The 26025-nt window shown below is 68.2% G+C and carries 24 protein-coding genes; 15 read left to right on the forward strand and 9 right to left on the reverse strand.

Annotated features, from left to right (window positions below):
* Window positions 1-45 precede the first annotated feature (45 nt).
* The 3 genes from Q8K49_RS08275 to Q8K49_RS08285 all read left to right on the forward strand — a co-directional run bounded on the left by Q8K49_RS08275 (window position 46) and on the right by Q8K49_RS08285 (window position 2152).
* On the forward strand, window positions 46-996 hold the full coding sequence (locus tag Q8K49_RS08275) for an acetyl-CoA carboxylase carboxyltransferase subunit alpha (RefSeq protein WP_305305273.1): 951 nt from the start codon (window positions 46-48) through the stop codon (window positions 994-996).
* A gap of 107 nt (window positions 997-1103) precedes the next feature.
* Window positions 1104-1682, forward strand: a complete 579-nt coding sequence (locus Q8K49_RS08280) for a PleD family two-component system response regulator (protein ID WP_305305274.1) — start codon at window positions 1104-1106, stop codon at window positions 1680-1682.
* Window positions 1679-2152 carry a chemotaxis protein CheE gene (locus tag Q8K49_RS08285; protein WP_305305275.1) on the forward strand — a complete coding sequence of 158 codons (474 nt, stop codon included), beginning with the start codon at window positions 1679-1681 and terminating at the stop codon, window positions 2150-2152. The genes Q8K49_RS08280 and Q8K49_RS08285 overlap by 4 nt, the downstream gene beginning before the upstream one ends.
* On the opposite strand, the gene Q8K49_RS08290 is transcribed toward Q8K49_RS08285, so the two are convergent.
* A complete protein-coding gene (locus Q8K49_RS08290; protein WP_305305299.1) occupies window positions 2140-4026 on the reverse strand; it encodes an ABC transporter ATP-binding protein/permease in 1887 nt (628 codons plus the stop codon). The genes Q8K49_RS08285 and Q8K49_RS08290 overlap by 13 nt on opposite strands.
* Window positions 4027-4159: 133 nt before the next feature.
* On the opposite strand from Q8K49_RS08290, the gene radA reads away from it, so the two are divergent.
* The 4 genes from radA (at window position 4160) to Q8K49_RS08310 (ending at window position 8185) form a co-directional block, all read left to right on the forward strand.
* Window positions 4160-5530, forward strand: a complete 1371-nt coding sequence (gene radA / locus Q8K49_RS08295; protein WP_305305276.1) for a DNA repair protein RadA — start codon at window positions 4160-4162, stop codon at window positions 5528-5530.
* 138 nt (window positions 5531-5668) lie between these two features.
* Window positions 5669-6265 carry a CvpA family protein gene (locus tag Q8K49_RS08300; RefSeq protein ID WP_305305277.1) on the forward strand — a complete coding sequence of 199 codons (597 nt, stop codon included), beginning with the start codon at window positions 5669-5671 and terminating at the stop codon, window positions 6263-6265.
* A gap of 27 nt (window positions 6266-6292) precedes the next feature.
* Window positions 6293-7807, forward strand: coding sequence for an amidophosphoribosyltransferase (gene purF / locus Q8K49_RS08305; protein ID WP_305305278.1), 1515 nt, complete (start codon window positions 6293-6295; stop codon window positions 7805-7807).
* 30 nt (window positions 7808-7837) lie between these two features.
* Window positions 7838-8185 (forward strand): VOC family protein, encoded by a 348-nt coding sequence (locus Q8K49_RS08310; protein ID WP_305305279.1) that lies wholly within the window; start codon window positions 7838-7840, stop codon window positions 8183-8185.
* A gap of 80 nt (window positions 8186-8265) precedes the next feature.
* Here Q8K49_RS08310 and guaA read toward each other — a convergent pair whose 3' ends face one another.
* The 5 genes from guaA to guaB are packed head-to-tail and all read right to left on the reverse strand — an operon-like array spanning window position 8266 to window position 13815.
* The gene (gene guaA / locus Q8K49_RS08315) at window positions 8266-9828 is read right to left on the reverse strand and encodes a glutamine-hydrolyzing GMP synthase (protein WP_305305280.1); all 1563 of its coding nucleotides are present in this window, start codon (window positions 9826-9828) and stop codon (window positions 8266-8268) included.
* Window positions 9825-10472 (reverse strand): 5'-methylthioadenosine/S-adenosylhomocysteine nucleosidase, encoded by a 648-nt coding sequence (locus Q8K49_RS08320; protein ID WP_305305281.1) that lies wholly within the window; start codon window positions 10470-10472, stop codon window positions 9825-9827. Before Q8K49_RS08320 ends, guaA begins: the two co-directional genes overlap by 4 nt.
* The gene (locus Q8K49_RS08325; RefSeq protein ID WP_305305282.1) at window positions 10469-11929 is read right to left on the reverse strand and encodes an RsmB/NOP family class I SAM-dependent RNA methyltransferase; all 1461 of its coding nucleotides are present in this window, start codon (window positions 11927-11929) and stop codon (window positions 10469-10471) included. The genes Q8K49_RS08320 and Q8K49_RS08325 overlap by 4 nt, the downstream gene beginning before the upstream one ends.
* A gap of 9 nt (window positions 11930-11938) precedes the next feature.
* Window positions 11939-12337 (reverse strand): MAPEG family protein, encoded by a 399-nt coding sequence (locus tag Q8K49_RS08330; RefSeq protein WP_305305283.1) that lies wholly within the window; start codon window positions 12335-12337, stop codon window positions 11939-11941.
* 17 nt (window positions 12338-12354) lie between these two features.
* Complete coding sequence (gene guaB, locus Q8K49_RS08335; RefSeq protein ID WP_305305284.1) at window positions 12355-13815, reverse strand: IMP dehydrogenase; 1461 nt, start codon at window positions 13813-13815, stop codon at window positions 12355-12357.
* Window positions 13816-13945: 130 nt separating this feature from the next.
* On the opposite strand from guaB, the gene Q8K49_RS08340 reads away from it, so the two are divergent.
* The gene (locus Q8K49_RS08340; RefSeq protein ID WP_305305285.1) at window positions 13946-14491 is read left to right on the forward strand and encodes a DUF2061 domain-containing protein; all 546 of its coding nucleotides are present in this window, start codon (window positions 13946-13948) and stop codon (window positions 14489-14491) included.
* Here Q8K49_RS08340 and Q8K49_RS08345 read toward each other — a convergent pair.
* Window positions 14488-15210 carry an RlmE family RNA methyltransferase gene (locus Q8K49_RS08345; RefSeq protein WP_305305286.1) on the reverse strand — a complete coding sequence of 241 codons (723 nt, stop codon included), beginning with the start codon at window positions 15208-15210 and terminating at the stop codon, window positions 14488-14490. The genes Q8K49_RS08340 and Q8K49_RS08345 overlap by 4 nt on opposite strands.
* Window positions 15211-15278: 68 nt before the next feature.
* On the opposite strand from Q8K49_RS08345, the gene Q8K49_RS08350 reads away from it, so the two are divergent.
* Both Q8K49_RS08350 and Q8K49_RS08355 read left to right on the forward strand, forming a co-directional pair.
* On the forward strand, window positions 15279-15743 hold the full coding sequence (locus Q8K49_RS08350) for a peptidylprolyl isomerase (protein WP_305305287.1): 465 nt from the start codon (window positions 15279-15281) through the stop codon (window positions 15741-15743).
* A 136-nt stretch (window positions 15744-15879) separates the two neighbouring features.
* A complete protein-coding gene (locus Q8K49_RS08355; RefSeq protein WP_305305288.1) occupies window positions 15880-16368 on the forward strand; it encodes a nuclear transport factor 2 family protein in 489 nt (162 codons plus the stop codon).
* A 2-nt stretch (window positions 16369-16370) separates the two neighbouring features.
* On the opposite strand, the gene rnd is transcribed toward Q8K49_RS08355, so the two are convergent.
* A complete protein-coding gene (rnd, locus tag Q8K49_RS08360; RefSeq protein ID WP_305305289.1) occupies window positions 16371-17519 on the reverse strand; it encodes a ribonuclease D in 1149 nt (382 codons plus the stop codon).
* Window positions 17520-17599: 80 nt separating this feature from the next.
* Between rnd and purM the strand changes: the two genes are divergently transcribed.
* The 4 genes from purM to Q8K49_RS08380 all read left to right on the forward strand — a co-directional run bounded on the left by purM (window position 17600) and on the right by Q8K49_RS08380 (window position 22844).
* Window positions 17600-18649, forward strand: coding sequence for a phosphoribosylformylglycinamidine cyclo-ligase (purM, locus tag Q8K49_RS08365; protein ID WP_305305290.1), 1050 nt, complete (start codon window positions 17600-17602; stop codon window positions 18647-18649).
* Window positions 18650-18725: 76 nt separating this feature from the next.
* Window positions 18726-20102, forward strand: coding sequence for a M20/M25/M40 family metallo-hydrolase (locus Q8K49_RS08370; RefSeq protein WP_305305291.1), 1377 nt, complete (start codon window positions 18726-18728; stop codon window positions 20100-20102).
* A complete protein-coding gene (purN, locus tag Q8K49_RS08375) occupies window positions 20102-20698 on the forward strand; it encodes a phosphoribosylglycinamide formyltransferase (RefSeq protein WP_305305292.1) in 597 nt (198 codons plus the stop codon). Before Q8K49_RS08370 ends, purN begins: the two co-directional genes overlap by 1 nt.
* 82 nt (window positions 20699-20780) lie before the next feature.
* Window positions 20781-22844, forward strand: coding sequence for a M13 family metallopeptidase (locus Q8K49_RS08380; RefSeq protein ID WP_305305293.1), 2064 nt, complete (start codon window positions 20781-20783; stop codon window positions 22842-22844).
* A 73-nt stretch (window positions 22845-22917) separates the two neighbouring features.
* Here Q8K49_RS08380 and ndk read toward each other — a convergent pair whose 3' ends face one another.
* The gene (gene ndk / locus Q8K49_RS08385; protein ID WP_305305294.1) at window positions 22918-23337 is read right to left on the reverse strand and encodes a nucleoside-diphosphate kinase; all 420 of its coding nucleotides are present in this window, start codon (window positions 23335-23337) and stop codon (window positions 22918-22920) included.
* A gap of 182 nt (window positions 23338-23519) precedes the next feature.
* Here ndk and Q8K49_RS08390 point away from each other — a divergent pair, with 182 nt between their 5' ends.
* Window positions 23520-25412, forward strand: coding sequence for an ABC-F family ATP-binding cassette domain-containing protein (locus Q8K49_RS08390; protein ID WP_305305295.1), 1893 nt, complete (start codon window positions 23520-23522; stop codon window positions 25410-25412).
* Window positions 25413-26025 lie beyond the last annotated feature (613 nt).

The raw sequence follows: 26025 nt of genomic DNA on the forward strand, positions 1-26025 counted from the left end.
GCCGCCTTCCGCTGCGCCGCGTGGCGCGCCTGTTCCGGACGCCTGATGGCCGTGCACTACCTCGAATTTGAAAAGCCGATCGCCGATCTGGAGGCGAAGATCGAGGAGCTGAACCTGCTCTCCGCGACCTCCGGCTCGTTCGACGCCGAGGTCGACGGCCTGCGCAAGAAGGCTGAGCAGCTACGCCGGAAGACCTACGCCGGCCTCGATCCGTGGATGAAGACCCAGGTCGCGCGCCACCCGCAGCGGCCGCATTTCGTCGACTATGTCGAGGGGCTGTTCACCGATTTCGTCGAGCTGAAGGGCGACCGTCAGTTCGGCGACGACCAGGCCATTATCGGCGGTCTGGCGCGGTTCCGCGGCGCCCCGGTTGTCCTGATGGGCCATGAGAAGGGCCACGACACCCAGACCCGCGTGGTCCACAACTTCGGCATGGCCCGGCCCGAGGGCTACCGCAAGGCGGTGCGGCTGATGGACCTGGCCGAACGGTACGGCCTGCCCGTCCTGACCTTCGTCGACACCGCCGGCGCCTATCCGGGTCTGGGGGCCGAGGAGCGCGGCCAGGCCGAGGCCATCGCCCGTTCGACCGAACGCTGCCTGACGCTGGCCGTGCCCTCGATCGCCACCATCACCGGCGAGGGCGGCTCGGGCGGGGCCATCGCCATCGCCGCCGCGGGCCGGGTGCTGATGCTCGAGCATTCGATCTATTCGGTGATCTCGCCCGAGGGCGCGGCAGGCATTCTTTGGCGCGACGGCGCCCGGGCGCGCGATGCGGCCATGGCCATGAAGATCACCGCGCCTGATCTGGTCGAGTTGAAGATCGTGGACCGCATCATTCCCGAGCCCGTGGGCGGAGCGCACGCCGACCGCGAGGCGGCCATCCGAACGGTCGGAGACGTCCTGGCCGAGGAGTTGGCGGCCCTCTCGGGGCTCACGCCGGACCAGTTGCGCAAGGCCCGGGCAGACCGCTTCTACGCCATCGGCCGCGCCGGCTGACCGGACCGGCGACGGGCAGGCGGCGCGTTAATCACTCCGCTACCGGAAGCTGCCAGCGTCGCCGCCATGTACGCTGTCCAACCCCCCTCCCTGCGATTCTCGTTGCGATGAGCGGTCTCGGCGAGGCGCTGCGCGACAGCGCCGTGATCAATCTGACCGGCGCGGTGACCATGGTCGTCGACGATTCGACGTTTGCCCTCGACCTGACGATCCAGGCCCTGATGGGGTTCGGCATCCGCACCCGTCACGCCTGCACGAGCGCCACCGAGGCCATGGAGATCCTCAAGGACCAGCACATCGACCTGCTGGTCGTCGACTGCGAGATGCCCGGGATCGACGGCTTTGAACTGGTTCGCTGGTTGCGCCGCTCCGGAGTTGAGCCCAACGCCTTTGTGCCGGTGATCATGACGGCGGCGCACATCCGGCGGCCTCGCGTGACCGAGGCGCGGGACTGCGGCGCCAGCTTCATCATCACCAAGCCGTTCAGCCCCGCCGCCCTGCTGGAGCGCATCGTCTGGGTGGCGCGGGACGGTCGACCATTCCTTGAGGTCGGCGACTATTTCGGACCCGATCGGCGCTTTCGCAGCACCCCCGCGCCGCGCGAGGAACGTCGCGCCGACCTGATCCGGAAACGGGAATTCGAGGCCGCCAAAGCCGCCGCCGCGGCCGGGGGAGAGGCGGTTTGACCGTCATCACCCACCCCCGGCGCAAATCCCGGCTCGCAACGATGATCGACTCGGCGGGCGGGGTCAGCGTCGGCGTCGCCCTGACCCAGGCCCGCGCCAATATCGAAGCGATGCGCGCCCAGGCCCTGATGGTCATTGATGCCGGGATCAGCGCCCTTGAGGCCCTGCCGGCTCCAGGCAGTCCTGAAGACCTGCCGGCCCGGCTCGACCAGGCCTATCGTGCGACCACGACCCTGATCGATGCGGCCGGACCGTTTGAACTGCACGATCTGTGTCGCGCGGCCGCCGGACTGTGCGACCTGATCGGCGCTAGCGACCCGCAAGAGGCTTTCGACTGGCGCATTGTAACCGTCCACGCCCGGTCGCTCCGGCTCTTGCAGACCCTGCCTCTCGAGGCGGCTGAAGAACGGGCCCGCATCCTGGAAAGCCTCAGCGAAGTCATCGAGCGGAAGCTGGCTCAGACCGGCTGACGCTGTGTTCGGGCCCCGCGGGTCTGTTTGCGCCAGAGGGCCGCATACTCTCCGCCGAGATGCGCCACCAGTTCGTGGTGGGCGCCTCGCTCGACGATCCGACCGGCCTTCAACACCAGTATCTGGTCAGCGTCGGCGATGGTCGACAGGCGGTGGGCGACGACCAGGGTGGTGCGGCCCGCCCGGGCTTTCCGCAGCGTCTTCTGGATGGCCGCCTCGGTGCGGCTGTCGAGCGCGCTGGTCGCCTCGTCGAGGATCAGGATACAGGGATCGGCCAGCAGGGCGCGGGCGATGCCGACACGCTGACGCTCGCCGCCCGAAAGTTTCAGACCGCGCTCGCCGACGCGGGTCTCCATCCCCTCGGGCAGTTCCCGGATGAAATTGGCCAGTTCGGCCGCCTCGGCCGCCCCCCAGATGGCGGCGTCGTCGGCGTCGGGCCGGGCGAAGCCGATGTTGGCGCGGATGCTGTCGTTGAACAGGGCCACATCCTGCGGCACCAGGGCGACGGCGGCGCGCAGGGAGGCCTGGGTGACCTGCCGCGCGTCGAGGCCGTCGATCAGCACCCGGCCCTCTTGCGGGTCCAGCAGCCGCAGGGCCAGTTTGACGATGGTCGATTTGCCGGAACCGGAGAGCCCCACAAGGGCCGTGGTCGTGCCCGGCGGAGCGATGAAGCTGACATCCTCGAGACCGTTGGCGCGGGAATCGTGGCGGAAGCCGACGTGCTCTAAGGTCAGGGCCGCGCCGCGGGCGTCCGCCGGACGGGGCAGCGGGACCGCGTCAGCCGCGTCGGCGACCTGCGGCGTCTGCCGCGTCACCTTCAGCATTTCCTCCATGTCGATGAAGGATTGACGGATTTCTCGATAGGCGAACCCCAGAATGTTCAACGGCGCATAGAGGGAGATCATGATCAGCACCGCCGCCATGACGTCGCCCGGCCCCATCCGGCCCGCCGCCGCCTCGAACCCGGCCATCACCGCCATGACGGCCAGGCCGATGTTCATGATCACCGCCTGCATGATGTTGAGCAGGGCCAGCGAGCTGTTGGCCTTCAGCGCGGCGCGGGTGTAATCGCCCAGCGCCCGGTCATAGGCGCCGGCGGCCCGGGCCTCGGCCCCGAAGGATTTGACCGTCTCATAGTTCAGCAGGGCGTCGACCGAGACGCCGGCGGCCTCGGTGTCGGCGGCGTTCATCTCGCGTCGGTGCTCCAGCCGCCAATTGGCCAGGGCGAAGGTCGAGGCGGCATAGACGGCGACCACCGCCACCGCCACGGCTCCGAACCGCCAGTCATAGCGGGCGGCCAGCACACCCGCCGCAAGCACCAGCTCGACCCCGGTCGGGATCAGGTTGAAGGCCAGGATGCGCAGCAGGAAGTCCACCGCCCGCGAGCCCCGGTCCATCGTCCGCGACAGCGACCCCGACCGCTTGGTCTGGTGGAAGTCCAGCGACAGGCTGAGCGCATGGGCGAAGGTCTCGGTGGCGGCCCGCCGCTGAGCGGCCGACCGCACCGGTGCGAAGACCACGTCCGAGGCGTTGGGCGCTATGGCCGATATCAGCCGCACGATCGCCCAGCCCACCGCGAAGCCGGCGAAACCCAGGCCCACCGCGACGGTGGCGCCCTGTCCGGCGGCCAGATGGTTGACCGCCATGCCGAGGACCAGCGGACCCAGTACGCCCAGCCCCTTGCCCGCCAGGGTCATGCCGATGGCCGCGATCAGACGCAGGCGCAGCTGCGGGGCGTTGGAGCGACCAACCAGCCGGACCAGATCGCCCAGCGCCCGCCAGGCCGGCGGTCCGTCCGTGACCTGGGCGGGCGCCCCCGCCTGCGCCGCCTTGGCGACTGAATCCCCTCGCCGTACCGCCCGCTCGCCTCGCATCGCCATGCGCGCAGATATGGACCGCGCCGCCGGATGCGCAAAGGGCGGGCCGACGGAAGGCCCACGTCAGTATCGGTCGCAGGCCCGCCAACACCCCCTGCCCCGCCGCGCTCTCTTCCTGTAAGTCGATGCCATGGCTCGTGACGGCGCAATCTATGTCTGCCAGGCCTGCGGGGCCGTCCATGGCAAATGGTCGGGTCAATGCGGAGCCTGCAACCAGTGGAACTCCATCGTCGAGGAGAGCCGCTCGGCCCCACCCGGCGCCATGAAGCCCACCACGGGAGCCGCGGCCCGCGGCCGGGGCGTCCAATTCGAAACCCTGCAATCCGACACGCCCGAACCGCCCCGGATCATCACCGGCGTGGCCGAGTTCGACCGGGTCTGCGGCGGCGGGGTCGTGCCCGGCTCTGCCATTCTGCTCAGCGGCGACCCCGGCGTCGGCAAATCGACCCTGCTGCTGGACGTGGCCGGGCGCGCGGCCCAGTCGGGACGGCGCGTGGCCTATATCTCGGGCGAGGAGGCGGTAGAGCAAATCCGCGCCCGGGCGAAGCGGATGGGGCTGGAAAAGGCGCCGGTCGAGCTGGCCTCGGCCACGGCGCTGCGTGACATCCTCGGCACGCTGAAGCGCGAGCGGTTCGACATTGTCATCGTCGATTCGATCCAGACCCTGTGGTCTGACGCCCATGAAGCCGGCCCCGGCTCGGTCACCCAGGTTCGCGCCTGCGCCGGTGAGATGGTGCGGCTGGCCAAATCGCAGGGGGTGGCCGTCATCCTCGTCGGACACGTCACCAAGGACGGTCAGGTCGCCGGGCCGCGCGTCGTCGAACACATGGTCGATGCCGTGTTGAGCTTCGAGGGCGAGCGCGGCTATCCGTTCCGCATCCTGCGCGCCGGCAAGAACCGGTTCGGCGCCACCGACGAGATCGGCGTGTTCGAAATGGGCGACGCCGGCCTGCGCGAGGTCGCCAATCCGTCCGCCCTGTTCCTCGGCGAGAGCAAGGACCGAGCCCCGGGCGCGGCGGTGTTCGCCGGCATCGAGGGGTCGCGGCCGGTGCTGGTCGAGATGCAGGCCCTGGTGTCGAAATCAGCCTATGGCACCCCTCGTCGGGCCGTGGTGGGCTGGGACACAGGGCGGCTCGCCATGGTCCTGGCCGTTCTGGAGGCGCGGTGCGGCTTCGGGTTCGGGGATCAGGATGTCTATCTGAACGTGGCGGGCGGCCTCCGCATCAACGAGCCGGCGGCGGACCTCGCGGCGGCGGCGGCGCTGATCAGTTCGGCGACAGACACGCCTCTGCCGCAGGGCTGCGTCGTCTTTGGCGAGATCAGCCTTTCGGGCGAGGTTCGTGCCGTCGGACGGGCCGAGGCGCGGTTGCGCGAGGCGCAGAAGCTTGGCTTCGACCGGGCCCTGACCCCCCCTCTGACAGTCAAGCACAAGGGCGTGGGCGTCACCTCGGTGACGCGCCTGACCGAAGCAGTCGAACGAATCTCGCAAAACCGCTATTGAGACCTTGTCTCCTCCCTGTTGCGAAGCAATGGGGAGGTGGCTCGCGCAGCGAGACGGAGGGGCGATGTCAGTTCACAACCAACCCCTCCACCGCCTTCGGCGGTCCCCCTCCCCATCTGTGATGGGGAGGCGACGGAAGTGACTGGTTTCGACGTAATCGCCATTCTGGTCATCCTCGCCTCGGCCGCGGCCGGCTGGGTGCGCGGGGGCACGCGCGAGATAATCACCCTGTTGAGCTTTGTGCTGGCCGCCTTCATCGCCCTGGTCGCCCTGCCGCTGACCGCGCCGCTCGGGCGGGCGCTGGTCAATCCGGACTGGGCCGGCACAATCGCCGCCGCCGTCGTCTCCTTCCTGTTGATCTATTTCGGCATCCGCATTTTCGGCTCGGTGCTGTCTAAGCGCGCGCAGGCTCATCCTCAGCTGGGCGGGATCGACCGTATCGTCGGCGTCTTCGTGGGCGCGGCGCGGTCTCTGGTTCTACTGGGCGCCATCCATCTGGTCGTCGTCGCCGCCATGCCGGGCGAGCGCACCCCGCGCTGGCTCAGCGAGGCGGCGCTGCGGCCCGTCACCGCGGGCGCCGCGCGGATGATCCAGGTCGTACTGCCGGGCATCGGACGGGGCGCCGACGCCCTCGCGCCGGTCGTGACTTCGTCCGTGAACGAGGGGTTTTCCAACGAAGAAGCCTTGCCCTCGCCCCAAACAAACAATACTCCGCCGCCGTCCGCCGCCGACTAGAGTTCCCCGCATCATCGGAGCCCCACGATGAGCAGTCCCGTCCATTCCATCGCCGACCCGGTCATCCACCGGGCGCATCATCGCGACGTGGATGACGACCAGCTTCGGCTTGAGTGCGGCGTCTGCGGCGTCTGGGGGGCGGAAAAGAACGCCGGCTCGTCGGTCGTGGCCTTGGGCCTTCACGCCCTGCAGCACCGCGGTCAGGAAGCCTGCGGCATGGCCAGCGTGCACGAGACGCGCTTCCATACCGAACGTCACATGGGGCTGGTCGGCGAAGCCTTCGGCGGCGCGGACCTGTCGACCCGGATGCCGGGGTCGGCCGCCGTGGGCCACACCCGCTATTCCACCGCTGGCGGCAGCTTCCTGCGCAACATTCAACCGATGTTCGCCGATCTGGACCAGGGCGGCATCGCCATCGCCCACAACGGCAACCTGACCAATTTCCTCTATCTGCGGAACCAGTTGGTCGGCGAAGGCGCCATCTTCCAGTCGACCTCGGACTCGGAAGTCATCCTTCACCTGATCGCCCGGAGCCGTAAGGCCAAGATCGTCGACCGCTTCATCGACGCCATCGGCCGGATCGAGGGCGGCTACGCCCTGGTCTGCCAGACGCGCTCCAAGATGATCGGCGCCCGCGATCCGCTGGGCATCCGCCCGCTGGTGCTGGGCAAGCTGGGCGAGGCCTGGGTGCTGGCGTCCGAGACCTGCGCGCTGGACACCATCGGCGCGACCTTCGAACGCGATGTCGAGCATGGCGAGGTCGTGGTCATCGACAAGGGCGGCCTGCTGTCGCTCAAGCCCTTTCCGACCCGCGGGGCGCGGCCCTGCCTGTTTGAATACGTCTACTTCGCCCGCCCGGACAGCGTCGTGAACGGCCGTTCGGTCTATGGCGTGCGCAAGCGTATGGGCATGAAACTGGCCCGCGAACACGCGGTTGAGGCTGATGTGGTCGTGCCGGTGCCGGACTCCGGCGTCCCGGCGGCCCTCGGCTATGCCCAGGAGAGCGGCATTCCCTATGAGATGGGGATCATCCGCAGCCACTATCTGGGCCGCACCTTCATCCAGCCCAGCCAGGGCGCCCGGCAAAAGGGCGTGCGGATGAAGCACAGCCCAAACCGGTCGGTGCTGGAAGGCAAACGGGTTGTGCTGATCGACGATTCGATCGTGCGCGGCACGACCTCGGTCAAACTGGTCCGCGCCGTGCGGGCCGCGGGCGCCACAGAGGTTCACCTGCGCTCGGCCTCGCCGCCGATCCTTTGGCCGGACTTCTACGGCATCGACATGCCCGAGCGGGACCAGCTGATCGCCGCCAATATGACGGTGGAAGAGATGCGGGCTCATCTCGAGGTCGATTCCCTCGGCTTCCTGTCGGTCGATGGTCTGTATGACGCCATGGAGGCCGGACCGCGCGATCCGCGCCAGCCACAGTTCACGGACCACTATTTCACCGGCGAATACCCGACCCGCCTGCTGGATCGCGAGATCGAGGAAGGCGGCCGCGAGGTCGCGGCCCGGCAACTTTCATTGCTGGTCAGCGCTTAACAGCAACATCGTCCCGCAAAGGCGCCCCGAATGGTCCAGCTCGGCTATTTCACCCTCGACACGCCCGATATCGACAAGGCGCGCGCCTTCTTCAACGCCCTGTTCGGCTGGACGTTTGACGAAGACGCATCGAACCCGACCTATGCCCATGTCGCCGACAGCGACCCGCCCTTCGGCTTCACCAAGTCGGAGCGGGCCAGCCAGCTCCCCCATCTGTATTTTCGCGTCGACGACGTGGACGCCTTGTGCAAACGGGTGACCGAGCTGGGCGGCAAGGCGGCGGTTCCCTCGGAGAGCGCCACCGGCCGTTCGGTCGTGGTCAGCGACGACCAGGGCGGCAGCTTCAGCCTGTGGCAACCGGCCGGGGACTCAGTTTAGCTGGGTGCACACACCGGGAGGGATTGCGATCTGGCCATACCGGATTCGGAAGCAATCTCGAAAGACCGCAAAGGCCCGGACTATTCCCACTCGATCGTCCCCGGCGGCTTCGATGTCACGTCATAGACCACCCGGTTCACGCCGCGGACCTCGTTGACGATGCGGGTGGCGCAGCGGCCCAGCACGTCCCAAGGAAACTCGAAGAAGTCGGCCGTCATGCCGTCGGTCGAGGTGACGGCGCGCAGGGCCAAGACCTTCTCGTAGGTCCGGGCGTCGCCCATGACGCCGACGGTCTTGACCGGCAGCAGGACGGCGAAGGCCTGCCAGATGCTGTCGTAGAGGCCGGCCTTGCGGATTTCCTCGAGATAGATGGCGTCGGCCTGTTGCAGGGTCTCGACGGCGTCCGGCGTGATCTCGCCGGGAATGCGGATGGCCAGACCCGGCCCCGGGAACGGATGGCGTCCGACGAAGGCGTCGGTCAGGCCCAGCTCGCGGCCCAGGGCCCGGACCTCGTCCTTGAACAGTTCTCTCAGCGGCTCGACCAGTTTCAGCTTCATGAAGTCCGGCAGGCCGCCGACGTTGTGGTGGCTCTTGATCACGTGGGCCTTGCCGCTCGAGGACGACACGCTCTCGATCACGTCGGGATAGAGGGTTCCCTGGGCGAGGAATTCGGCCCCCTCGATCTTGTTGGCCTCGCGGTCGAATATCTCGATGAAGACCCGGCCGATGATCTTGCGCTTGGTCTCTGGGTCCGAAACGCCCGCCAGCTCGCCGAGAAATTCCTTCGACGCATCAACGTGCACCAGCGGGATATTGTAGTGTTCACGGAACAGGGTGGTGACCTGCGTCGCCTCATCCTTGCGCAGCAGGCCGGTGTCGACGAAGACGCAGGTCAACTGGTCGCCGATCGCCTCGTGGATCAGGACAGCGGCCACCGATGAGTCGACGCCGCCCGACAGGCCGCAAACGACTTTTGCCGATCCGACCTGTTCGCGTATCTGGGCGATCTTCTCGTCACGATAGGCGGACATGGTCCAGTCGCCGGTCAGGCCCGCGATGCCATGAGTGAAATTCTTCAGCATCGTCGCGCCGCGCGGGGTGTGCATCACCTCCGGGTGGAACTGGACGCCGTAGAAGCGGCGCGTCTCGTCGGCGATGACGGCGTAGGGCGAGCCGTCCGAGGTGGCGACGACGTCGAAGCCCTCGGGGATGGCGACGATCTTGTCGCCATGGCTCATCCAGACGGTCTCCTCCTCACCGACGGCGGCCAGGTCGGCCAGCAGAGGCGAGGACTTCCGGACGGTGATCTCCGCGCGGCCGAACTCGCGGGTATGACCGCCTTCGACCTTTCCGCCGAGTTGTTCGCACATCGTCATCTCGCCGTAGCAGATGCCCAGCACGGGAACGCCGGCCTCGAACACGCCCTGCGGCGCGCGCGGGCTGCCCGCCTCGTGCACGCTCTCGGGCCCGCCCGAAAGGATGATCGCCTGCGGATTCATGGCCGCCAGCGCGGCCTCGGCTTTCGCGTAGGGGTGGATCTCGCAATAGACGCTCGCCTCGCGCAGGCGCCGCGCGATCAACTGGGTGACCTGGCTGCCGAAATCGACGATCAGGACCTTCTGGTGATCAGCGAGGGCGGTCATGCGGGCTCCGTGAGGACAAGCGTGAAATGGTCATGCAACAGGTCGAGCGCAGCGGCCAGCGCCTGATCGACGTCGGCCAGCGCGTCGGTCCAGTGTTCGAGCGCGGACAGGTCCGAACGGCCGTCCGAGACGCCGCGCAGGCCGATCACCGGCACGCCGAACCGGGCGGCGGCGCGAACGACGGCGAAGGTCTCCATATCGACCATGTCGGCGTCGACGGCGTCATAGGCGGGGCCCGAGACGACGCTGGCCCCTGTGGCCAGACGCGCGTTCGGCAGGCCGGGCGGGCCCTCAGCCAGCGGCAGGACGGCCGGGATGCGGGGCCAGGGCGTCTCGCCCTTCGGAAAGCCAAGGGCGCTGGCGTCCATGTCGCGATAGCTGACCGACGAGACGCGGTAGACGCGGGCGTGCTCCAGTGTGCGCGAACCCGCCGAGCCCAGCGAGATGATCAGGTCCGGCAGGCCGTTCTCCGCCTGTAGCAAGGCCAGGGCGTGGGCGACGCCGACTGCGGCCTCGACCGGGCCGACACCGGTGATCAGGGGGCGGATGCGGCTGCGCAGGGCCCGGCCATATTCAGGCTCGGCGGCCATGACGCAGAGGGCGGTCTTCCGACCGAAGCTGGAAAGGGTCCAGTCCCCGCTCACGCCCGCCGCTCATAGAGGGCCACGAAGAAGCCGTCGGTTCCGGTCGAGGCCGGCGACAGGCGCAGGCGGCCGCCTGAGGCGGCCTCGGCCAGACGCGTGCGCGCGGCATCGGTCAGGGTCGGGGCGGCGAGCGCATCGGCGACCGGCAGAGGGCGGAAGCCGGAATGAGCGGCCTCGAAGGCGTCGGCCACGGCCTCGTTCTCGCGGCTCAGGATCGAACAGGTGACATAGACCAGCCGCCCGCCCGGCTTAACCAATGCCGCGGCCTGGGCGAGAATGCGGAGCTGAAGGGCGTGCAACCGCTCGATCTCGTCGGCCTTGAGCCGCCAGGCGTCCTCGGGACGGCGGCGCCAGGCGCCGGAGCCGCTGCAGGGGGCGTCGACGAAGACCAGCTCCGCCTTGCCATTGAACTCCTCCACCCCGCCGCCGTTCTGGCCGATCAGGCGCAGGTCGGCGGCGACGCCGGCGCGGGACAGGCGCGGGCGGATGTTGTCGAGCCGCTTCTGCACCACGTCGCAGGCGATCAGCCCGCTTCCCTTCTCCCCTTGCGGGAGAAGGTGGCCCGCGGAGCGGGTCGGATGAGGGGTTTCACCATCATCGGATGAAGGTTTGTCGGTCGATACGGGGGACCAACTGCGTGACCCCTCATCCGTCGGCCTTCGGCCGCCACCTTCTCCCGCAAGGGGCGAAGGAGACATCAGTTGCGCCAGCGACAGCGTCTTGCCGCCCCCGCCCGCGCAATAGTCCACCACGATGCTGTCCGGGGTGAACGACAGGCCGGCGCCGGCCAGCCAGGCAGTGATCTGGCTGCCTTCGTCCTGGATTTCGACGCGTCCGGCGTTGAAGGCGTCCAGCGCCTGGACGTTGGGCGCGGGCTCGGACGGCAGGCGCAAGCCGACGGCGGACCACGGCGTGCGCTCCGGCGTCAGACCCGCCGCCTTCAGTTCCGCGCTGGCGGCCTCAACGGTGGTGCGGGCGGTGTTGACACGCAGATCGACCGGCGCCCGCGCCAACAGGCCCTTCGCCTCATCCGCCCAGCGATCGCCGAAGGTCGCCTTCAGGTCCTCGACCACGAAGGCCGGCAGGTCGGTCGCGGATTCCGGCAGGTCGCCCTCACCGGCCGCAATGCGGGCGCGTTCCTGTTTCGACAGCGGGCGTGGGCCGTAGCCGTCGCCGGAGTGCAACGCCTCGATCTCTTCCAGCGACAGATGATCGAGGAAGGCCAGCGAGCCTACGACGAGCGCTCGGCCGTCCTCACGCCCACCCATGGCGGCGACCAGCCGGCCGCGCGCGCGCAGCACCTGATAGACGCGCTCGGCGACGGCGCGGCGGTCACCGGACCCCGCATAGCGGTTTGCGGCCCCCCAGGCCTTGATCACCACCTCGGCGGGGGCGCGGCCCTGGGCGATGCTGTCCAGTACGGAGGCGGCGGCGGCGAGACGGGCGGCTGGGGTCAATGCGGACTTTCAGACGAAAAGAGCGACGATCACCATGACCAGCCCCGCCAGGGCGACGAGCCAGGCCAGGGTGCGGACATAGGGTGTGCCGAGGGCGTAGAGCGGCAGATAGAGCAACCGCCCGAAGAAATAGAGGGGGGCGCCCACCAAGGTGAGTTGCCCGTCCTTACCCGCGATATGCGCCATGATCACGGCGGCGGCGAAAAGCGGCAGGGTCTCGAACAGATTGGCCTGGGCGCGGATCAAGCGGCCCGCCAGCCTGCCCGGCGCCGGCGCCTCGCCGTCGCGCGGGCCCGCGTTCCACTTCACGCCAAGCTCGGCCGTTCGCGCAGCCCCTGCCCAGCCGATCTGAACGATCGCCAGGATCAGGGTGAAGGCCAGCATGAGGAATTCGGGCGTCATATCCATGGCGTGAGCCTCCCAACTCATCCCTGCCGATAGTTGGGCGCTTCGCGCGTGATCATCACGTCGTGGACGTGGCTCTCCCGCAGGCCGGCGCCTGTGATGCGCACGAAGCGCGCGCGTTCCTGGAAATCGGCGATGGTCGCGGCGCCGACATAGCCCATGGCGGCGCGCAGACCGCCGACCATCTGATGCAGCACCGGGGCGATCGGCCCCTTGTACGGCGTCTGACCCTCTATGCCCTCAGGCACCAGCTTCTGGCTGTCCTCGACTTCCTTCTGGAAATAGCGGTCGGCCGAGCCGGCCCCCATGGCCCCGACCGAGCCCATGCCGCGGTACGACTTGTAGGACCGGCCCTGGTACAGGAAGACCTCGCCGGGGCTTTCGTCCGTGCCCGCGAACATCGAGCCCATCATGGCGCAGGACGCTCCGGCCGCAATGGCCTTGGCCAGGTCGCCCGAGTATTTGATGCCGCCGTCGGCGATGACCGGCGCGCCGGATTCCCTGGCCGCGCGGACGGCCTCCATGATGGCGGTCAGCTGGGGCACGCCGACGCCCGCGACGATGCGGGTGGTGCAGATGCTGCCCGGGCCGATGCCGACCTTCACCGCGTCTGCGCCGGCGTCGATCAGGGTGCGCGCGGCGTCATAGGTGGCGACATTGCCGGCGATGATCTGGATGCGGTTGGACTCGCGCTTGATGCGCTCGACCACGCGAGAGACCTGGATCGAATGGCCATGGGCGGTGTCGATGACAACCACGTCCACGCCCGCCTCGGCCAGCGCCATGGCCCGCTCATAGCCCGCGTCGCCGACGGTCGAGGCGGCCCCGACCAGCAGCCGGCCCTGATCGTCCTTGGCGGCGTGGGGGTGGGCCTGGGCCTTCTCGATGTCCTTCATCGTGATCAGGCCGGTGGCGCGGTAGTCCTCGTCGACGACGATGACGCGCTCGATCTTGCGGTCGCGCAGCAGGGCCCGGGCCTCGTCGCGGCCGGCGCCCTCGCGCACAGTCACCAGATCGCCCGTGGTCATCAGCTCGATGGCCTTGCGGTTCGGGTCGGTGTCGAAACGCATGTCGCGGTTGGTCAGGATGCCGACCAGCTTGCCGGTTCTGGGGTCCACCACCGGGAAGCCGGAGATCTTCTTCTTGGCCACGATGGCGCGGACTTCGCCCAGCGTCGTCTGCGGCGTGATGGTCACCGGATTGATGACCATGCCGCTTTCGTAGCGTTTGACCTCGCGCACCATGTCGGCCTGTTCCTCGACCGTCATGTTTCGGTGGAGGACGCCCAGACCGCCGGCCTGGGCCATGGCGATGGCCAGCCGGCTTTCGGTGACCGTGTCCATGGCGGATGAGGTCAGCGGGATGTTCAGCCTGATGTCGCGGGTCAGCTTCGTCGAGACGTCCGCGTCGGCGGGCATGATCTCTGACGGGCCGGGTTCCAGCAAAACATCGTCGAAGGTGAGCCCTTCGCGTATCTCCATGAGGAGTCTCCGTTTTGCGGGCCGCGTATAACGTGTTGCAGCGCGGAACGGCAAGGCCCGCTCGGACTTATCGTGACGATAAGAACAATTGGCTTGCCGGATGCGGCGCCGGCCCCACATCTGGAGACCCATGGTCCGCACGCTCATCAGCACCGCCCGCCGCCTCGCGCTCAAGATCGCGAGCTATGGCGTGATGCACCTGGTAGTGGCCATACTGGTGGCCTTCGCCATCACGCGGGACTGGCGGCTGGCGCTGGCCGTCGGGGTGGTCGAGCCCTTCTTCCAGACCATCGCCTATTCGATCCACGATCGCGTCTGGCACCGGATCGAACGGCGGCGGATGCTGTCAGGGCTGGAAGAGGCGTCCGAGGCCTTCACCGCCCGCCTGCAGATCATGGTCCCCGAAGAACAGACCCGCGCTCACGGCCATCACGGCCACAGCCACGCCCTGCCCCGCTCGTTCAAAGAGATCGCGATCAAGTCCGTCACCTACGGCCTGTTGCATTTCTTGGTGGCGGTGTCGGTGGCCTTCGCCCTGACCCGCGACTGGCGGATATCGCTGGCCATCGGCATCATCGAGCCGCTGGTGCAGACAGTCTTCTTCACCGCCCACGACCGCATCTGGACCCGGATCGAGGCGCGCAAAGCGGCGCGGGCGGAGATGGCTTCGGCCTAGCGCCGGTTCATCGCCACAAGAAACACCTCGGCGCTGTCCTTCCGGCTCGACTCCGGCTTGACGTACTTCACCGTCTCGAACTCGGCCCGCAGCCGGGCCAGCACGCCGCCGGCGTCCCCGCCCTGGAAATTCTTCGACACGAAATGCCCGCCCGGCCTGAGGGTGCGGATGGCGAAGTCGGCGGCGATTTCGATCAGGGCGATGATCTTCAGGTGATCGGTCTGGCGGTGGCCGACGGTGTTGTGGGCCATGTCGGACAGGACCAGGTCGGGCGCGCCGCCCAGCAGGTCCATCATCTGCTGGTCTACGCCCGGATGGGTGAAGTCGGCCTGGATCAGGATGGCGCCGGGGATGGGCTCGATCATCAGCAGATCGACGCCGACCACCGCCGTCGCTCCGCGCTTGACCGCCACCTGGGTCCAGCCGCCGGGCGCGGCGCCCAGGTCGATGACCCGGCTGCCGTGTTTGATCAGGTGAAACCGGTCGTCGATCTCCAGCAGTTTGAAGGCGGCGCGGCTGCGCCAGCCCTCGGCCCGGGCCTTCTCGGACCATTTGTCGGACAGCTGGCGCTTGATCCACTGCTGGCTGGACATCGATTTGGTGTCCGCCGTCTTCATCTTCGTGCCCATGCCGCGCCCGGCGGCCGTGCCGCCCGAGGGCGGGCGCACCATCCGGCGGCGCTCCGGTTCCTTGGCGTCGGGCTTTTCTTCGTCACTCATCGCATCCACATAGCCCCCGGCGGGTTTGCGGGCTATGGACCCGCGACATTTCGCAAAGGAGCGCGCCGATGGCCGACCAGACCCTGACCTTTTCCCTCGACACCGGCGACGGCGCCGACCGCGAGGTGGTCATCAAGCTTCGCCCCGACCTGGCCCCCGGCCACGTCGCCCGCATCACCGAACTGGCCGGCGAAGGCTTCTATGACGGCGTGGTCTTCCACCGTGTCATCCCCGGCTTCATGGCCCAGGGCGGCGACCCGACCGGCACGGGCACCTCGGGCTCGAAGAAGCCGAACCTGAAGGCGGAGTTCTCCAGGGAGACCCATGCCCGCGGCGTCTGCTCGATGGCCCGCACCAGCGATCCCAACAGCGCCAACAGCCAGTTCTTCATCTGCCTGGACGACGCCTCGTTCCTGGACGGCCAGTACACCGTCTGGGGCGAGGTCATCGAAGGCATGGACCACGTCGACGCCCTGCCCAGGGGCGAGCCTCCCCGTTCGCCGGGCAAGATCGTCAAGGCGGCGGTGGGCTGATCCCGCAAAGGCCGCTCTTCGGGGCGGCCTTTTTCGGTCCGGGTCCGTAGAGGCCGCGCCGTAGGAGGAACGCTGTTCTTCCTGACTGCTCGATGTTAGCGTTCGTCCACGCCATTGCGGCGCAGGGGACCGAACGATGAAGTTTCCAGTCATGGGGGTGTTGTTGATCAGCGCCGCGCTGGCCGGGTGCCAACCCGCCACGCCCGCCCCGGTCGCGCCGACCGGAGCCGAGATCGCGGCGATCGCGGAGAAGGCCCACAACGACTACGTCGCGGCGATCAATTCGAACGACACGGAAACGCTGATGGCGCTCTTGACGGACGATGTCGTCTATCAGGCCCCGAACATGCCCGAAGTGGTCGGCAAACCCGCCGCGCGGGAATGGGTCGCCGGCTATTTCGGCGCCTACCGGACCCAGTGGGAGAAGACCTCGCTGGACTTCATCGTCAGCGGCGACTGGGCCTTCGAACGCTACGCCTATCGGTCGACGGACACGGACAAGGCGACCGGCGCGGTCACGACGGACGTCGGCAAGGGCCTGAACGTCTATCGTCGCGGCACCGACGGCGTCTGGCGGATCGCGCGCGATTCGTGGAGCTCGAACGGCCCGCCGCCCGCCGCCTGAGCCTACTCGATCTCCACCACCTCGACCCGGGCCCCGTTCAGGACCAGGGCGATCTCGCCGCGCTTGAGCTTCAGCGCGTCCTCGCCGAACAGCTGGCGGCGCCAGCCCTTCAGGGCGTCGACGTCGGCCTCGTCGTCCAGGGCGATCTTCTCGAGGTCAGAGACATTGGCCAGCAGTTTGGTGGCCACGCCGGCATTGTCACTCTTGGCCTTCAACAATACCTTCAACAGCTCGACCACTGACGGCGGAGCCGGTTGGTTGTGGGCCGGGCGGTCCAGCTTCGGCGCATGGGCCTCCGGGTCTTCAAGCACCCGCTTGATCTCGGCAGAAAGCTCGATACCGAGGCGCGAGGCGCCGAAGCCCTTGGGCACGGAGCGCAGCCGGTTGAAAGCGTCGGGATCGGTCGGACCCTGGGCCGCGATCTCGTCGATGGCCTCGTCCTTGAGAATCCGGCCGCGAGGCTGATCGCGGTCCTGCGCCGTGCGCTCGCGCCAGACCGCAGTGGCGACAAAGGCCGACAGGTATTTCGCCGACCATTTCTTGGGCTTCAGACGCTTCCAGGCCTTGTCGGGATCGGTGTCGTACAGGGCCGGATCTGTCAGATCCTCCATCTCGGCCATGACCCAGTCCAGACGGCCCTCCTTCTGCAAGCGGTCGCGCAGTTTGGGATACAGGGCGGCCAGATGGGTCACGTCGCCGAGCGCATAGACCAGTTGGGCCTCGGACAGCGGACGTCGGGCCCAGTCAGTGAATCGGCTGCCCTTGTCGACCTCCTGCCTCAGCATCTGGCGGACCAGCGCCTCGTAAGAGACCTGGTCGCCGAAACCGGCGGCCATGGCCGCGACCTGGGTGTCGAACATCGGCTTGGGCATGGCGCCCAGTTTGACGAAGATTTCGGTGTCCTGACGCGCGGCGTGGAAGACCTTGATGATCTTCGGATCGCGCAGCAGGTCGAGGAAGGGCTCGAGGTCCAGACCCTCGGCCATCGGGTCGATGATGGCCGCGTCCGTGGCCGACGCCGCCTGGATCAGGCACAGGCGCGGCCAATAGGTCGTCTCCCGCATGAACTCGGTATCGACGGTGATGAAGGGCTGGTCGGCCAGGCGCTCGCAGAATGCGCGAAGCGCCTCGGTGGTGGTGATCGGCGTCATTCGGATGCTATAGCCCCGCGCGATGTGGTTGTGGCAAGACCCGCCGCACAAATCCGCCCACTGATTCAGGCCCGTGACCCATGAGCGACACCTCCGATTCCCGGAATGACGGCCTCAGGAACGGTCTGACCTATGCCGATGCGGGCGTGGACATTGACGCCGGCGAAATGCTGGTGGACGCCATCAAGCCGCTGGCCAGGTCGACTCGCCGCCCCGGGGCCGAGGCGTCGCTGGGGGGATTCGGCGCCCTGTTCGACCTGAAGGCGGCGGGTTTTGTCGATCCGCTGATCGTCGCCACGACCGACGGCGTCGGCACCAAGCTGAAGATCGCCATCGAGACGGGCCGCCATGACGGCGTCGGCGTCGATCTGGTCGCCATGTGCGTCAATGACCTGCTGGCCCAGGGCGCCGAACCGCTGCTGTTCCTCGACTACTACGCCACCGGCAAGCTGGAGATCGACGCAGCGCGGCGCGTGGTCGCCGGGATCGCCGAAGGCTGCCGCCAGGCCGGCTGCGCTCTCGTCGGCGGCGAGACGGCCGAGATGCCCGGCATGTATCAGGGCGGCGACTATGATCTGGCGGGCTTCTCGCTCGGCGCCGTCGAGCGCGGCCACGCCCTGCCGTATCTGGATCGTCAGGCGGCGGGCGACGTCATCATCGGCCTCGCCTCCTCGGGTCCGCACTCCAACGGCTATTCGTTGATCCGTAAGGTGGTCGAGAAGTCGGGGCTGGCATGGGGCGACGACGCGCCCTTCGCCAAGGACCGCACCCTCGCCCAGGCTCTGATGGAGCCGACCCGCATCTATGTGAAGCCGGTCCTGCCGCTGATGAAGGCGGGTCTGGTCAAGGGCGCGGCCCACATCACCGGCGGCGGCCTGATCGAAAACCCACCCCGCTGCATCGCCGAGGGCCTGCAGGCCAGGTTCGACTGGGACGCATGGCCGATGCCGCATGTTTTCCAGTGGCTGGGCGAGACCGGCGGGATTTCCGACCACGAACTGCGCCGGACGTTCAACTGCGGCGTCGGCTTCATGCTGATCGTCGCGCCCGAGAACGCCGAGCCGGTGCTCGAGGCCCTGCTGAACGCCGGCGAGGTCGCCTTCGTCTGCGGCCAGCTGGAAGCCGCCTGAGAGTGCGGCCGCCGCCGTTGACCCGACACGACCCGCCCGGCAAGGTCCGCGCCTTCCATTTTCCGTGAGGTCGCCGATGCGTGCGCTGTCTATCGCCTTGGCCGGAGCGATCCTGGCTTCGGTCCCCGCCTCGGCCCAGACCGTGGAAGAACAGGCGCTGCTGCACCAGCTGGCCGCCGAGGTCCGGCCCGAGCGGATGCGCGCCGACATTGAGGCGCTCGTCGGCTTCGGCACCCGTCACACGATGTCAGAAACTGTCTCTGACACCCGCGGCATCGGGGCGGCGCGGCGCTGGGCCCAGGGACAGTTCGAGGCGATCAGCCGCGACTGCAACAGCTGCCTGACCGTCATCACCCCATCCGACACCATCACCGGCCCGCGCGTGCCCACGCCGACCGAGGTGGTGGATATCGTCGCCATCCAGCGCGGAACGGGCGATCCCAACCGGGTCATCATCATCTCGGGCCACATCGACTCCCGAGTGACCGATGTGATGAATTTCACCGCCGACGCCCCCGGCGCCAACGACGACGCCTCGGGCGTCGCCGCCGTGCTGGAGGCCGCGCGAGTGCTTTCGAAACACCGTTTCGAGGCCACACTGGTCTTCGCCGCCCTGTCCGGTGAGGAACAGGGCCTGTTCGGCGGCAAGATCCTGGCCGACTACGCCCAGACCCAGGGCTGGCGCGTCGAGGCCAATCTGAACAACGACATCGTCGGCAATTCCGAGGGCCAGTCCGGCGTGCGCGACACCACCCGGGTGCGGGTCTTCTCGGAAGGCACCAAGACCGTCGAGACCGAGGCACAGGAAGAGCGCCGGCGCTACAACGGCGGCGAGGTCGATTCCTCGTCTCGCAATCTGGCCCGCTTCGTGGACGGTCTGTCCGACCGCTATCTGGCCAATTTCGACGTCGATCTTATCTACCGTACGGACCGCTACGGTCGCGGCGGCGATCAGGTCGAGATGCTGCGCCACGGTTTCCCGGCCGTGCGCATCTCGGAAGGCGCCGAGAACTACGACCGTCAGCATCAGGATCTGCGGACCGAGAACGGCGTCGAGTACGGCGACACCATTGACGGCGTGGACTTCGCCTATCTGGGTCAGGTCGCCCGGCTGAACATCGTCGCCATGGCCGCCCTCGCCAATGCGCCGGGCAGTCCGCTGGGCGTGACCATTGAGGGCGCCGTGAAGCCGGATACGACGGTGAAATGGCAGGCCGTGCCCGGCGCGGCCGGCTATCGCGTCTGGTGGCGCTCCACCACCGCGCCGCAATGGACCCACAGCCGCTGGGCCGGTTCGGCCACTGAACTGGTGCTGCCGGGCATCGTCATTGACGACTGGTTCTTCGGCGTCTCGGCGGTGTCCGAAGACGGCTACGAAAGCCCTGTCGTCTTCCCCGGCCCGGCCGGCTCCTTCGTCCCGGTCGGCGATCCGGCCCCTCGCCCGGCCAATTGATGCCAGAGCTCCGCACCGGTCGCGTCCGCGTGGCCGTCATGATCTCGGGCGCCGGGTCGAACATGGCCGCGCTGATCGACGCCGCGGGACAGTCCGACGCGCCGTTCGAGGTGGTTCTGGTCCTTTCGAACAAGGCCGGGGCCGGCGGCCTGGCCCTCGCCGAGGTCAAGGGTGTCCCGGTGGCCGTGGTCGACCACGCCGCCTTCGGCAGGGACCGGGTGGCGCACGAACAGGCGATCCAGACCGTGCTGGAAGCCCACGACGTCAAGATCGTGGCCCTGGCCGGCTATATGCGGCTGCTGACGCCCTTCCTCGTCGGGCGCTGGGCCGGGCGCATGCTCAACATCCACCCCAGTTTGCTGCCGAAATACCCGGGGCTGGACACCCATGCGCGCGCCATCGCCGCGGGTGACGTGGAGGCCGGCTGTACGGTGCATCTGGTCACCGAGGGCGTCGATGACGGCCCTCTGCTGGGCCAGACCGTCGTGCCGGTCCAGCCGGACGACACCCCGGCCTCGCTGGCGCAGCGTGTGCTGGAGAGCGAGCACCGACTTTATCCGCAAGCCCTGACCGATTTCTGCCGGACGCTAGATTAGAAGTTCGTAATCTCACGCCTTTTCCGGCGACAGCCGCGAACGCCTGAGGCAGCGTGCCGCTGAAATTCACACGGGGGCTCTCATGCTCAGACACAATCTCATGGCCTGCGCCGCCGGCGCGGCCCTTCTGTTCGCCGCCGGCGCGGGGCAAGCCCAGACGGCCCCGCCGATCGTGGAGATCCCTGCGACAGACCAGGCCGAGATCGGCGCCTTCGGCTTGGACACCGAGGGCATGGACACCTCGATCCGTCCCGGCGCCGACTTCAACCGCTACGCCAGTGGTCACTACCTCGCCAACACACCGATCCCGGCTGACCAGGCCGCGTACGGCGTGTTCAACATGCTCTACGACCGCTCGCAGGACAATCTGAAGGTTCTGATCGAGGAGAGCGCCGCCAGTCCGGCGGCCAGCCCCGACGCGGCCCGGATCGGCGCCTTCTATGGCAGCTTCATGGACGAGGCGACGGTCGAGCGCCTCGGCGCCTCGCCGCTTGCGGCCGACCTGGCCGAGGTCCGCGCCGCCGACACCCGCGAGGAAATCGCCGCCCTGATGGGCCGGACCCAGGGCGGCTTCGGCTCCAGCCTGTTCGGCGTCTATGTCTCCGAGGATCTGAAAGAGCCCGACCTGCACAGCGCCTATATTGTCCAGGGCGGCATCGGCCTGCCCGACCGCGACTACTATCTCGAAGAAAGTTTCGCCCCGCAGCGCGAGGCCTACCGGACCTATGTGACGACCGCCTTGCAACTGGCCGGCTGGCCCGAGCCGGAACAGGCGGCGACCGACGTCATCGCCTTCGAGACCCGGATCGCCGAACAGCACTGGACCCAGGTCCAGAGCCGCGACATCGAGGCCGGCTACAAGCCGACCACCCTCGCCGACCTGAACGCCATGGCCCCTGGTTTCGACTGGGCCGGCTGGGCCCAGGCCGCGGGCATCGCGGGGGCCAACCGCCTGATCAACGCCAATGACACGGCCTTCCCGGGCATGGCGCGGGTGTTTGCCGAGACGCCGGTCGAGACCCTGCAGTCGTGGCAGGCGTTCCATGTCATCGACCAGGCCTCGCCCTATCTGTCGCAGGCCTTCGTCGACGCCCGCTTCAACTTCCGGGGCAAGGCCCTGAATGGCCAGCCCGAGAACCGCCCGCGCTGGAAGCGCGGCGTCACCCTGGTCGACGATTCGCTCGGCGAGATGCTGGGCCGCGAATATGTGGCGCGCCACTTCCCGGCCGAGTCCAAGGCCCAGATGGAGGAACTGGTCGCCAACCTGCGCCGCGCCATGACCGCGCGTATCGAGACTCTCGACTGGATGAGCCCCGAGACCCGGCAGCAGGCGCTCTACAAGATGAGCCGGTTCGGGGTGAAGATCGGTTATCCCGAGCAGTGGCGCGCCTATGACGGCCTGCGGCTCGAACCGGGTGATCTGTACGGCAATGTCGAGCGGTCCTCGGCCTTCGACTGGGCCTGGAACCTCGGCAAGCTCAACGCGCCGGTCGATCCGCTGGAATGGGGCATGACGCCCCAGACGGTGAACGCCTACTACAACCCGCCGCGCAACGAGATCGTCTTCCCGGCCGCCATCCTGCAGGCGCCCTTCTTCGACGCCAACGCTGACGCGGCGATCAACTACGGCGCCATCGGCGGGGTCATCGGCCACGAGATCACCCACGGCTTCGACGACCAGGGCCGCAAGGTCGATGGCGACGGCGTGCTTCGCGACTGGTGGACCGCTGCGGACGCGGCCCAGTTCGAGGCCCGGGCGGCCGTGCTGGGGGCCCAGTATTCGGCGCTGAGCCCGATCGAGGGCTCCAAGGTCAACGGCGACCTGACCATGGGCGAGAACATCGCCGACCTGGGCGGCCTGCTGCTGGCGCTCGACGCCTACCACCTCTCACTCAACGGGGCCGAGGCTCCGGTCATCAACGGCCTGACCGGCGACCAGCGGGTCTTCCTCGGCTGGGCCCAGGTGTGGCGCTCGAACATGCGTGACGAGGCCCTGCGCCAGCAGGTGACGACCGATCCCCACGCGCCCGAGCAGTATCGGGCCGCCGTCCCGCCCCGCAACATCGACGCCTGGTACGCAGCGTTCGGCGTCCAGCCGGGCGACGAGCAATATCTCGCCCCGGAAGCCCGCGCCCGCATCTGGTAGACGACGGCTTCGAACGGAAACGGCCCCGGCGATCACTCGCCGGGGCCGCTTGTTTTTTCGGGGCTTGTGAAGCCTAGCCGACGATCTGGTCGTCCGTGAAGAACTGGGCGATCTCGATGCCGGCGTTCTCGATCGAGTCCGAACCGTGGACCGAGTTCTCGCCGATCGACAGGGCGAACAGCTTGCGGATCGTGCCGTCGGCCGCGTCCTTGGGGTTGGTGGCGCCCATGATGTCGCGATAGGCGGCGACAGCGTTGGGGCCTTCCAGCACCTGAACGACGACCGGCTCGGCGGTCATCTGGCCGACCAGTTCGCCGTAGAAGGGGCGTTCGGCGTGGACTTCATAGAATTTCTTCGCTTGCGCGTCAGTCAGCTTGACGCGGCGTTGCGCGACGATGCGCAGGCCGGCGCCCTCGATCACGGCGTTGACGGCCCCGGTCAGGTTGCGGCGCGTGGCGTCGGGCTTGATGATCGAGAAGGTGCGTTCGGTCATGGGAGTGACTTCTTGTTGGGAGATTGAAGGTCGCGGGCTTATAGACGCGCCCTCCGCCCTTTCCAAGGCGTCCCTATCGCTCGCGGCGCGGCCGCTCGCTGCTTGAGGGACGAACCCATCCTGCCCTGTCGCTCACCGCCTGTCGGGGGGCCATCCTCGCCTCTCGGACCCTCGTCTTCGCCATGCTCCAGATCACCGACCTGACCTTCAACGCCTGGGGCCGAAAGTTCCTCGAGGACGCCTCCGTCTCCCTGCCGCCCGGCGCCAAGGTCGGCCTTGTGGGCCGCAACGGCATCGGCAAGTCGACCCTGTTCAAGCTGATCCTCGGCGAACTGGCCGCCGGCGGCGACGAGATCAGCCTGCCCAAGACCGCCCGCATCGGCTCGGTGGATCAGGAACACCCCGCCACGCCCGTCAGCGTGCTGGAGACCATCCTTGAGGCAGACGAAGAGCGCCACGGCCTGCTGGGCCGGCTTGAGACCGCCCAGCCCGAGGAGATGGGCGAGATCTGGACCCGGCTGATTGAGATCGACGCCGACGCCGCCCCCGCCCGCGCCGCCGAAATCCTCGTCGGCCTCGGCTTCGACCATGAGAACCAGCAACGGCCGATGTCGGAATTCTCCGGCGGCTGGCGCATGCGCGTGGCCCTGGCCGCGGCCCTGTTCGCCGAGCCGGACATGCTGCTGCTCGACGAGCCGACCAACTATCTCGATCTGGAAGGCGCCCTGTGGCTCGAGGCGCGGCTGAAGAAATACCCGCACACGGCCCTGATCATCTCGCACGACCGGGAGATGTTGAACGAGGTCTGCACCCACGTGCTGCACCTCGCGAACCGCAACCTGACGCTCTACACGGGCAATTACGACCAGTTCGAAAAGGCCCGCGCCGAAAAGGCCCGCCTGCAACTGTCGGCCAAGGCCAAACAGGACGCCGAACGCGCCCACCTTCAGGCCTTCGTCGACCGCTTCAAGGCCAAGGCCTCCAAGGCCGCCCAGGCCCAGTCGCGCATGAAGCGGCTGGCCAAGATGCAGCCGGTGGCCACCACCATCGAGGAACGCGTCGCCCCCTTCATCCTGCCGTCGCCGCCGCGCCCGCTGGCCCCGCCGCTGATCCGGCTGGAACGGGCCAATGTCGGCTATGAGACGGGCAAGCCGATCCTGCGCAATCTGAACCTGCGCATGGACCTGGACGACCGCATCGGCCTGCTGGGCGTCAACGGCGCCGGCAAGTCGACCTTCGCCAAGATGATCGCCGGGGCGTTGACCGTGTCCGAGGGCGAACTGCACCGCGACCGCAAGATGCGCGTCGGCTGGTTTCACCAGCACCAGATCGAGGCCATGGACCCGACCGACACGCCGCTGGAGATCATCCGCCGCGCCATGCCTGACGCCGCCGAGAGCGCCCGCCGCTCCAAACTGGCGCAGTGGGGCCTCGGCTATGAGAAGCAGGAAACCACCGTCGCCAGCCTGTCGGGTGGCGAGCGCGCGCGCCTGCTGCTCAATCAGGTGGCGATGGATGCGCCGCACATCCTGATCCTCGACGAACCGACCAACCACCTCGACATCGACAGCCGCCGGGCCCTGCTGGACGCCTTGAACGACTATTCCGGCGCCGTCATCCTGATCACCCACGACCGCTCGCTGATGGAGATGGTCGCCGACCGCCTGTGGCTGGCGGCCGACGGCACGGTCAAGCCGTGGGACGGCGACATGGACGACTACGCGCGCTTCGTCCTCGACCGCGCCAAACAGGCGGCGGTGAGGCCCAGCCAGATCAAGGACGAGGCGGCCGCGCCCGTCCAGAACGGAGGCGGAGGTGGAGGCAAGAAAAAGAACGACAAGAAATCGGGCCCTTCACCCTCAACCCTGCGCCACGCCGTGAAGAAGGCCGAGGAGCGGATGGCCCAGCTGACCGCCGAGATCGCCCGCATCGACGACGACATGGCCAACGCCTCGGTCAGCAATCCCAAGGCCCTGGAAGGCCTGACCCGCGCTCGCGCCAAGACGCAGGCCGATCTGGACACGGCCGAAGCCGCTTGGGTGGCGGCGGAGGAGGCGCTGGCGGAGGTGGCGTAGGGCCCTTTGACCTTTGCAATACACAAGGTGTTTTTCGCGGATAGATAGCGCGTTCCGATGGGGAGAAGTGGGGACGCACACCACTTTCCGCAGTCATCGCAGGCCCGCTTCGGAGCGATGGGCGCGTTGCGCTCCGCTACCCATCCGCCGATTGTCAGCATATCCCGCGCCGCCAACCCGCTGATTCCGCTCCACTTCCCAAAAATACAGCGTCCCCAGCCCGCCACAGGTAGGCCCGCCCTAGATTCCCCCCGTTCCGTGGCAGGGAAGGGCGCAGGGCCTTGCGATCTTGTCGCGGCGGAAACGGGATGAGCGGGAGGGGGTCGCACCTCAACGCAGAGCGGATCGCCAGAAGGCTCATCGGGGCCTCAAGCAGCGAGCCGCCGCGCGGCGAGCGTAGGCCCCCACAGCCCGGCCTCAAGTCGCGCGCCCCGTGGAGCGAGCATAGGCCGAGCGTGAAGGGCGATGGGCAGGGAGCCCGCGCCGTTCCGGGGTGGAGGAACGGGCGGCGGAGCCGCCCGGACGAACGGTTCGCAAGGCTCCGACCCGCCCGCCGGAGGCTATGTCGGCAAGGCGTCCACAGCGCCGCTGGTCCTGAGGGAGTTCACCACTG

The organism is Brevundimonas sp. (genome assembly GCF_030682035.1).
In the GTDB taxonomy this organism is placed as follows: domain Bacteria; phylum Pseudomonadota; class Alphaproteobacteria; order Caulobacterales; family Caulobacteraceae; genus Brevundimonas.

Excerpts from the sequence above, each read along its gene's own strand:
- Q8K49_RS08275 (WP_305305273.1), top strand. The coding sequence starts at position 46 with ATGGCCGTGCACTACCTCGAATTTGAAAAGCCGATCGCCGATCTGGAG.
- Q8K49_RS08280 (WP_305305274.1), top strand. The coding sequence starts at position 1,104 with ATGAGCGGTCTCGGCGAGGCGCTGCGCGACAGCGCCGTGATCAATCTG.
- Q8K49_RS08290 (WP_305305299.1), bottom strand. The coding sequence starts at position 4,026 with ATGCGAGGCGAGCGGGCGGTACGGCGAGGGGATTCAGTCGCCAAGGCG.
- radA (WP_305305276.1), top strand. The coding sequence starts at position 4,160 with ATGGCTCGTGACGGCGCAATCTATGTCTGCCAGGCCTGCGGGGCCGTC.
- purF (WP_305305278.1), top strand. The coding sequence starts at position 6,293 with ATGAGCAGTCCCGTCCATTCCATCGCCGACCCGGTCATCCACCGGGCG.
- Q8K49_RS08310 (WP_305305279.1), top strand. The coding sequence starts at position 7,838 with ATGGTCCAGCTCGGCTATTTCACCCTCGACACGCCCGATATCGACAAG.
- guaA (WP_305305280.1), bottom strand. The coding sequence starts at position 9,828 with ATGACCGCCCTCGCTGATCACCAGAAGGTCCTGATCGTCGATTTCGGC.
- Q8K49_RS08330 (WP_305305283.1), bottom strand. The coding sequence starts at position 12,337 with ATGGATATGACGCCCGAATTCCTCATGCTGGCCTTCACCCTGATCCTG.
- guaB (WP_305305284.1), bottom strand. The coding sequence starts at position 13,815 with ATGGAGATACGCGAAGGGCTCACCTTCGACGATGTTTTGCTGGAACCC.
- Q8K49_RS08340 (WP_305305285.1), top strand. The coding sequence starts at position 13,946 with ATGGTCCGCACGCTCATCAGCACCGCCCGCCGCCTCGCGCTCAAGATC.
- Q8K49_RS08345 (WP_305305286.1), bottom strand. The coding sequence starts at position 15,210 with ATGAGTGACGAAGAAAAGCCCGACGCCAAGGAACCGGAGCGCCGCCGG.
- Q8K49_RS08350 (WP_305305287.1), top strand. The coding sequence starts at position 15,279 with ATGGCCGACCAGACCCTGACCTTTTCCCTCGACACCGGCGACGGCGCC.
- Q8K49_RS08355 (WP_305305288.1), top strand. The coding sequence starts at position 15,880 with ATGAAGTTTCCAGTCATGGGGGTGTTGTTGATCAGCGCCGCGCTGGCC.
- rnd (WP_305305289.1), bottom strand. The coding sequence starts at position 17,519 with ATGACGCCGATCACCACCACCGAGGCGCTTCGCGCATTCTGCGAGCGC.
- purM (WP_305305290.1), top strand. The coding sequence starts at position 17,600 with ATGAGCGACACCTCCGATTCCCGGAATGACGGCCTCAGGAACGGTCTG.
- Q8K49_RS08370 (WP_305305291.1), top strand. The coding sequence starts at position 18,726 with ATGCGTGCGCTGTCTATCGCCTTGGCCGGAGCGATCCTGGCTTCGGTC.
- purN (WP_305305292.1), top strand. The coding sequence starts at position 20,102 with ATGCCAGAGCTCCGCACCGGTCGCGTCCGCGTGGCCGTCATGATCTCG.
- Q8K49_RS08380 (WP_305305293.1), top strand. The coding sequence starts at position 20,781 with ATGCTCAGACACAATCTCATGGCCTGCGCCGCCGGCGCGGCCCTTCTG.
- ndk (WP_305305294.1), bottom strand. The coding sequence starts at position 23,337 with ATGACCGAACGCACCTTCTCGATCATCAAGCCCGACGCCACGCGCCGC.
- Q8K49_RS08390 (WP_305305295.1), top strand. The coding sequence starts at position 23,520 with ATGCTCCAGATCACCGACCTGACCTTCAACGCCTGGGGCCGAAAGTTC.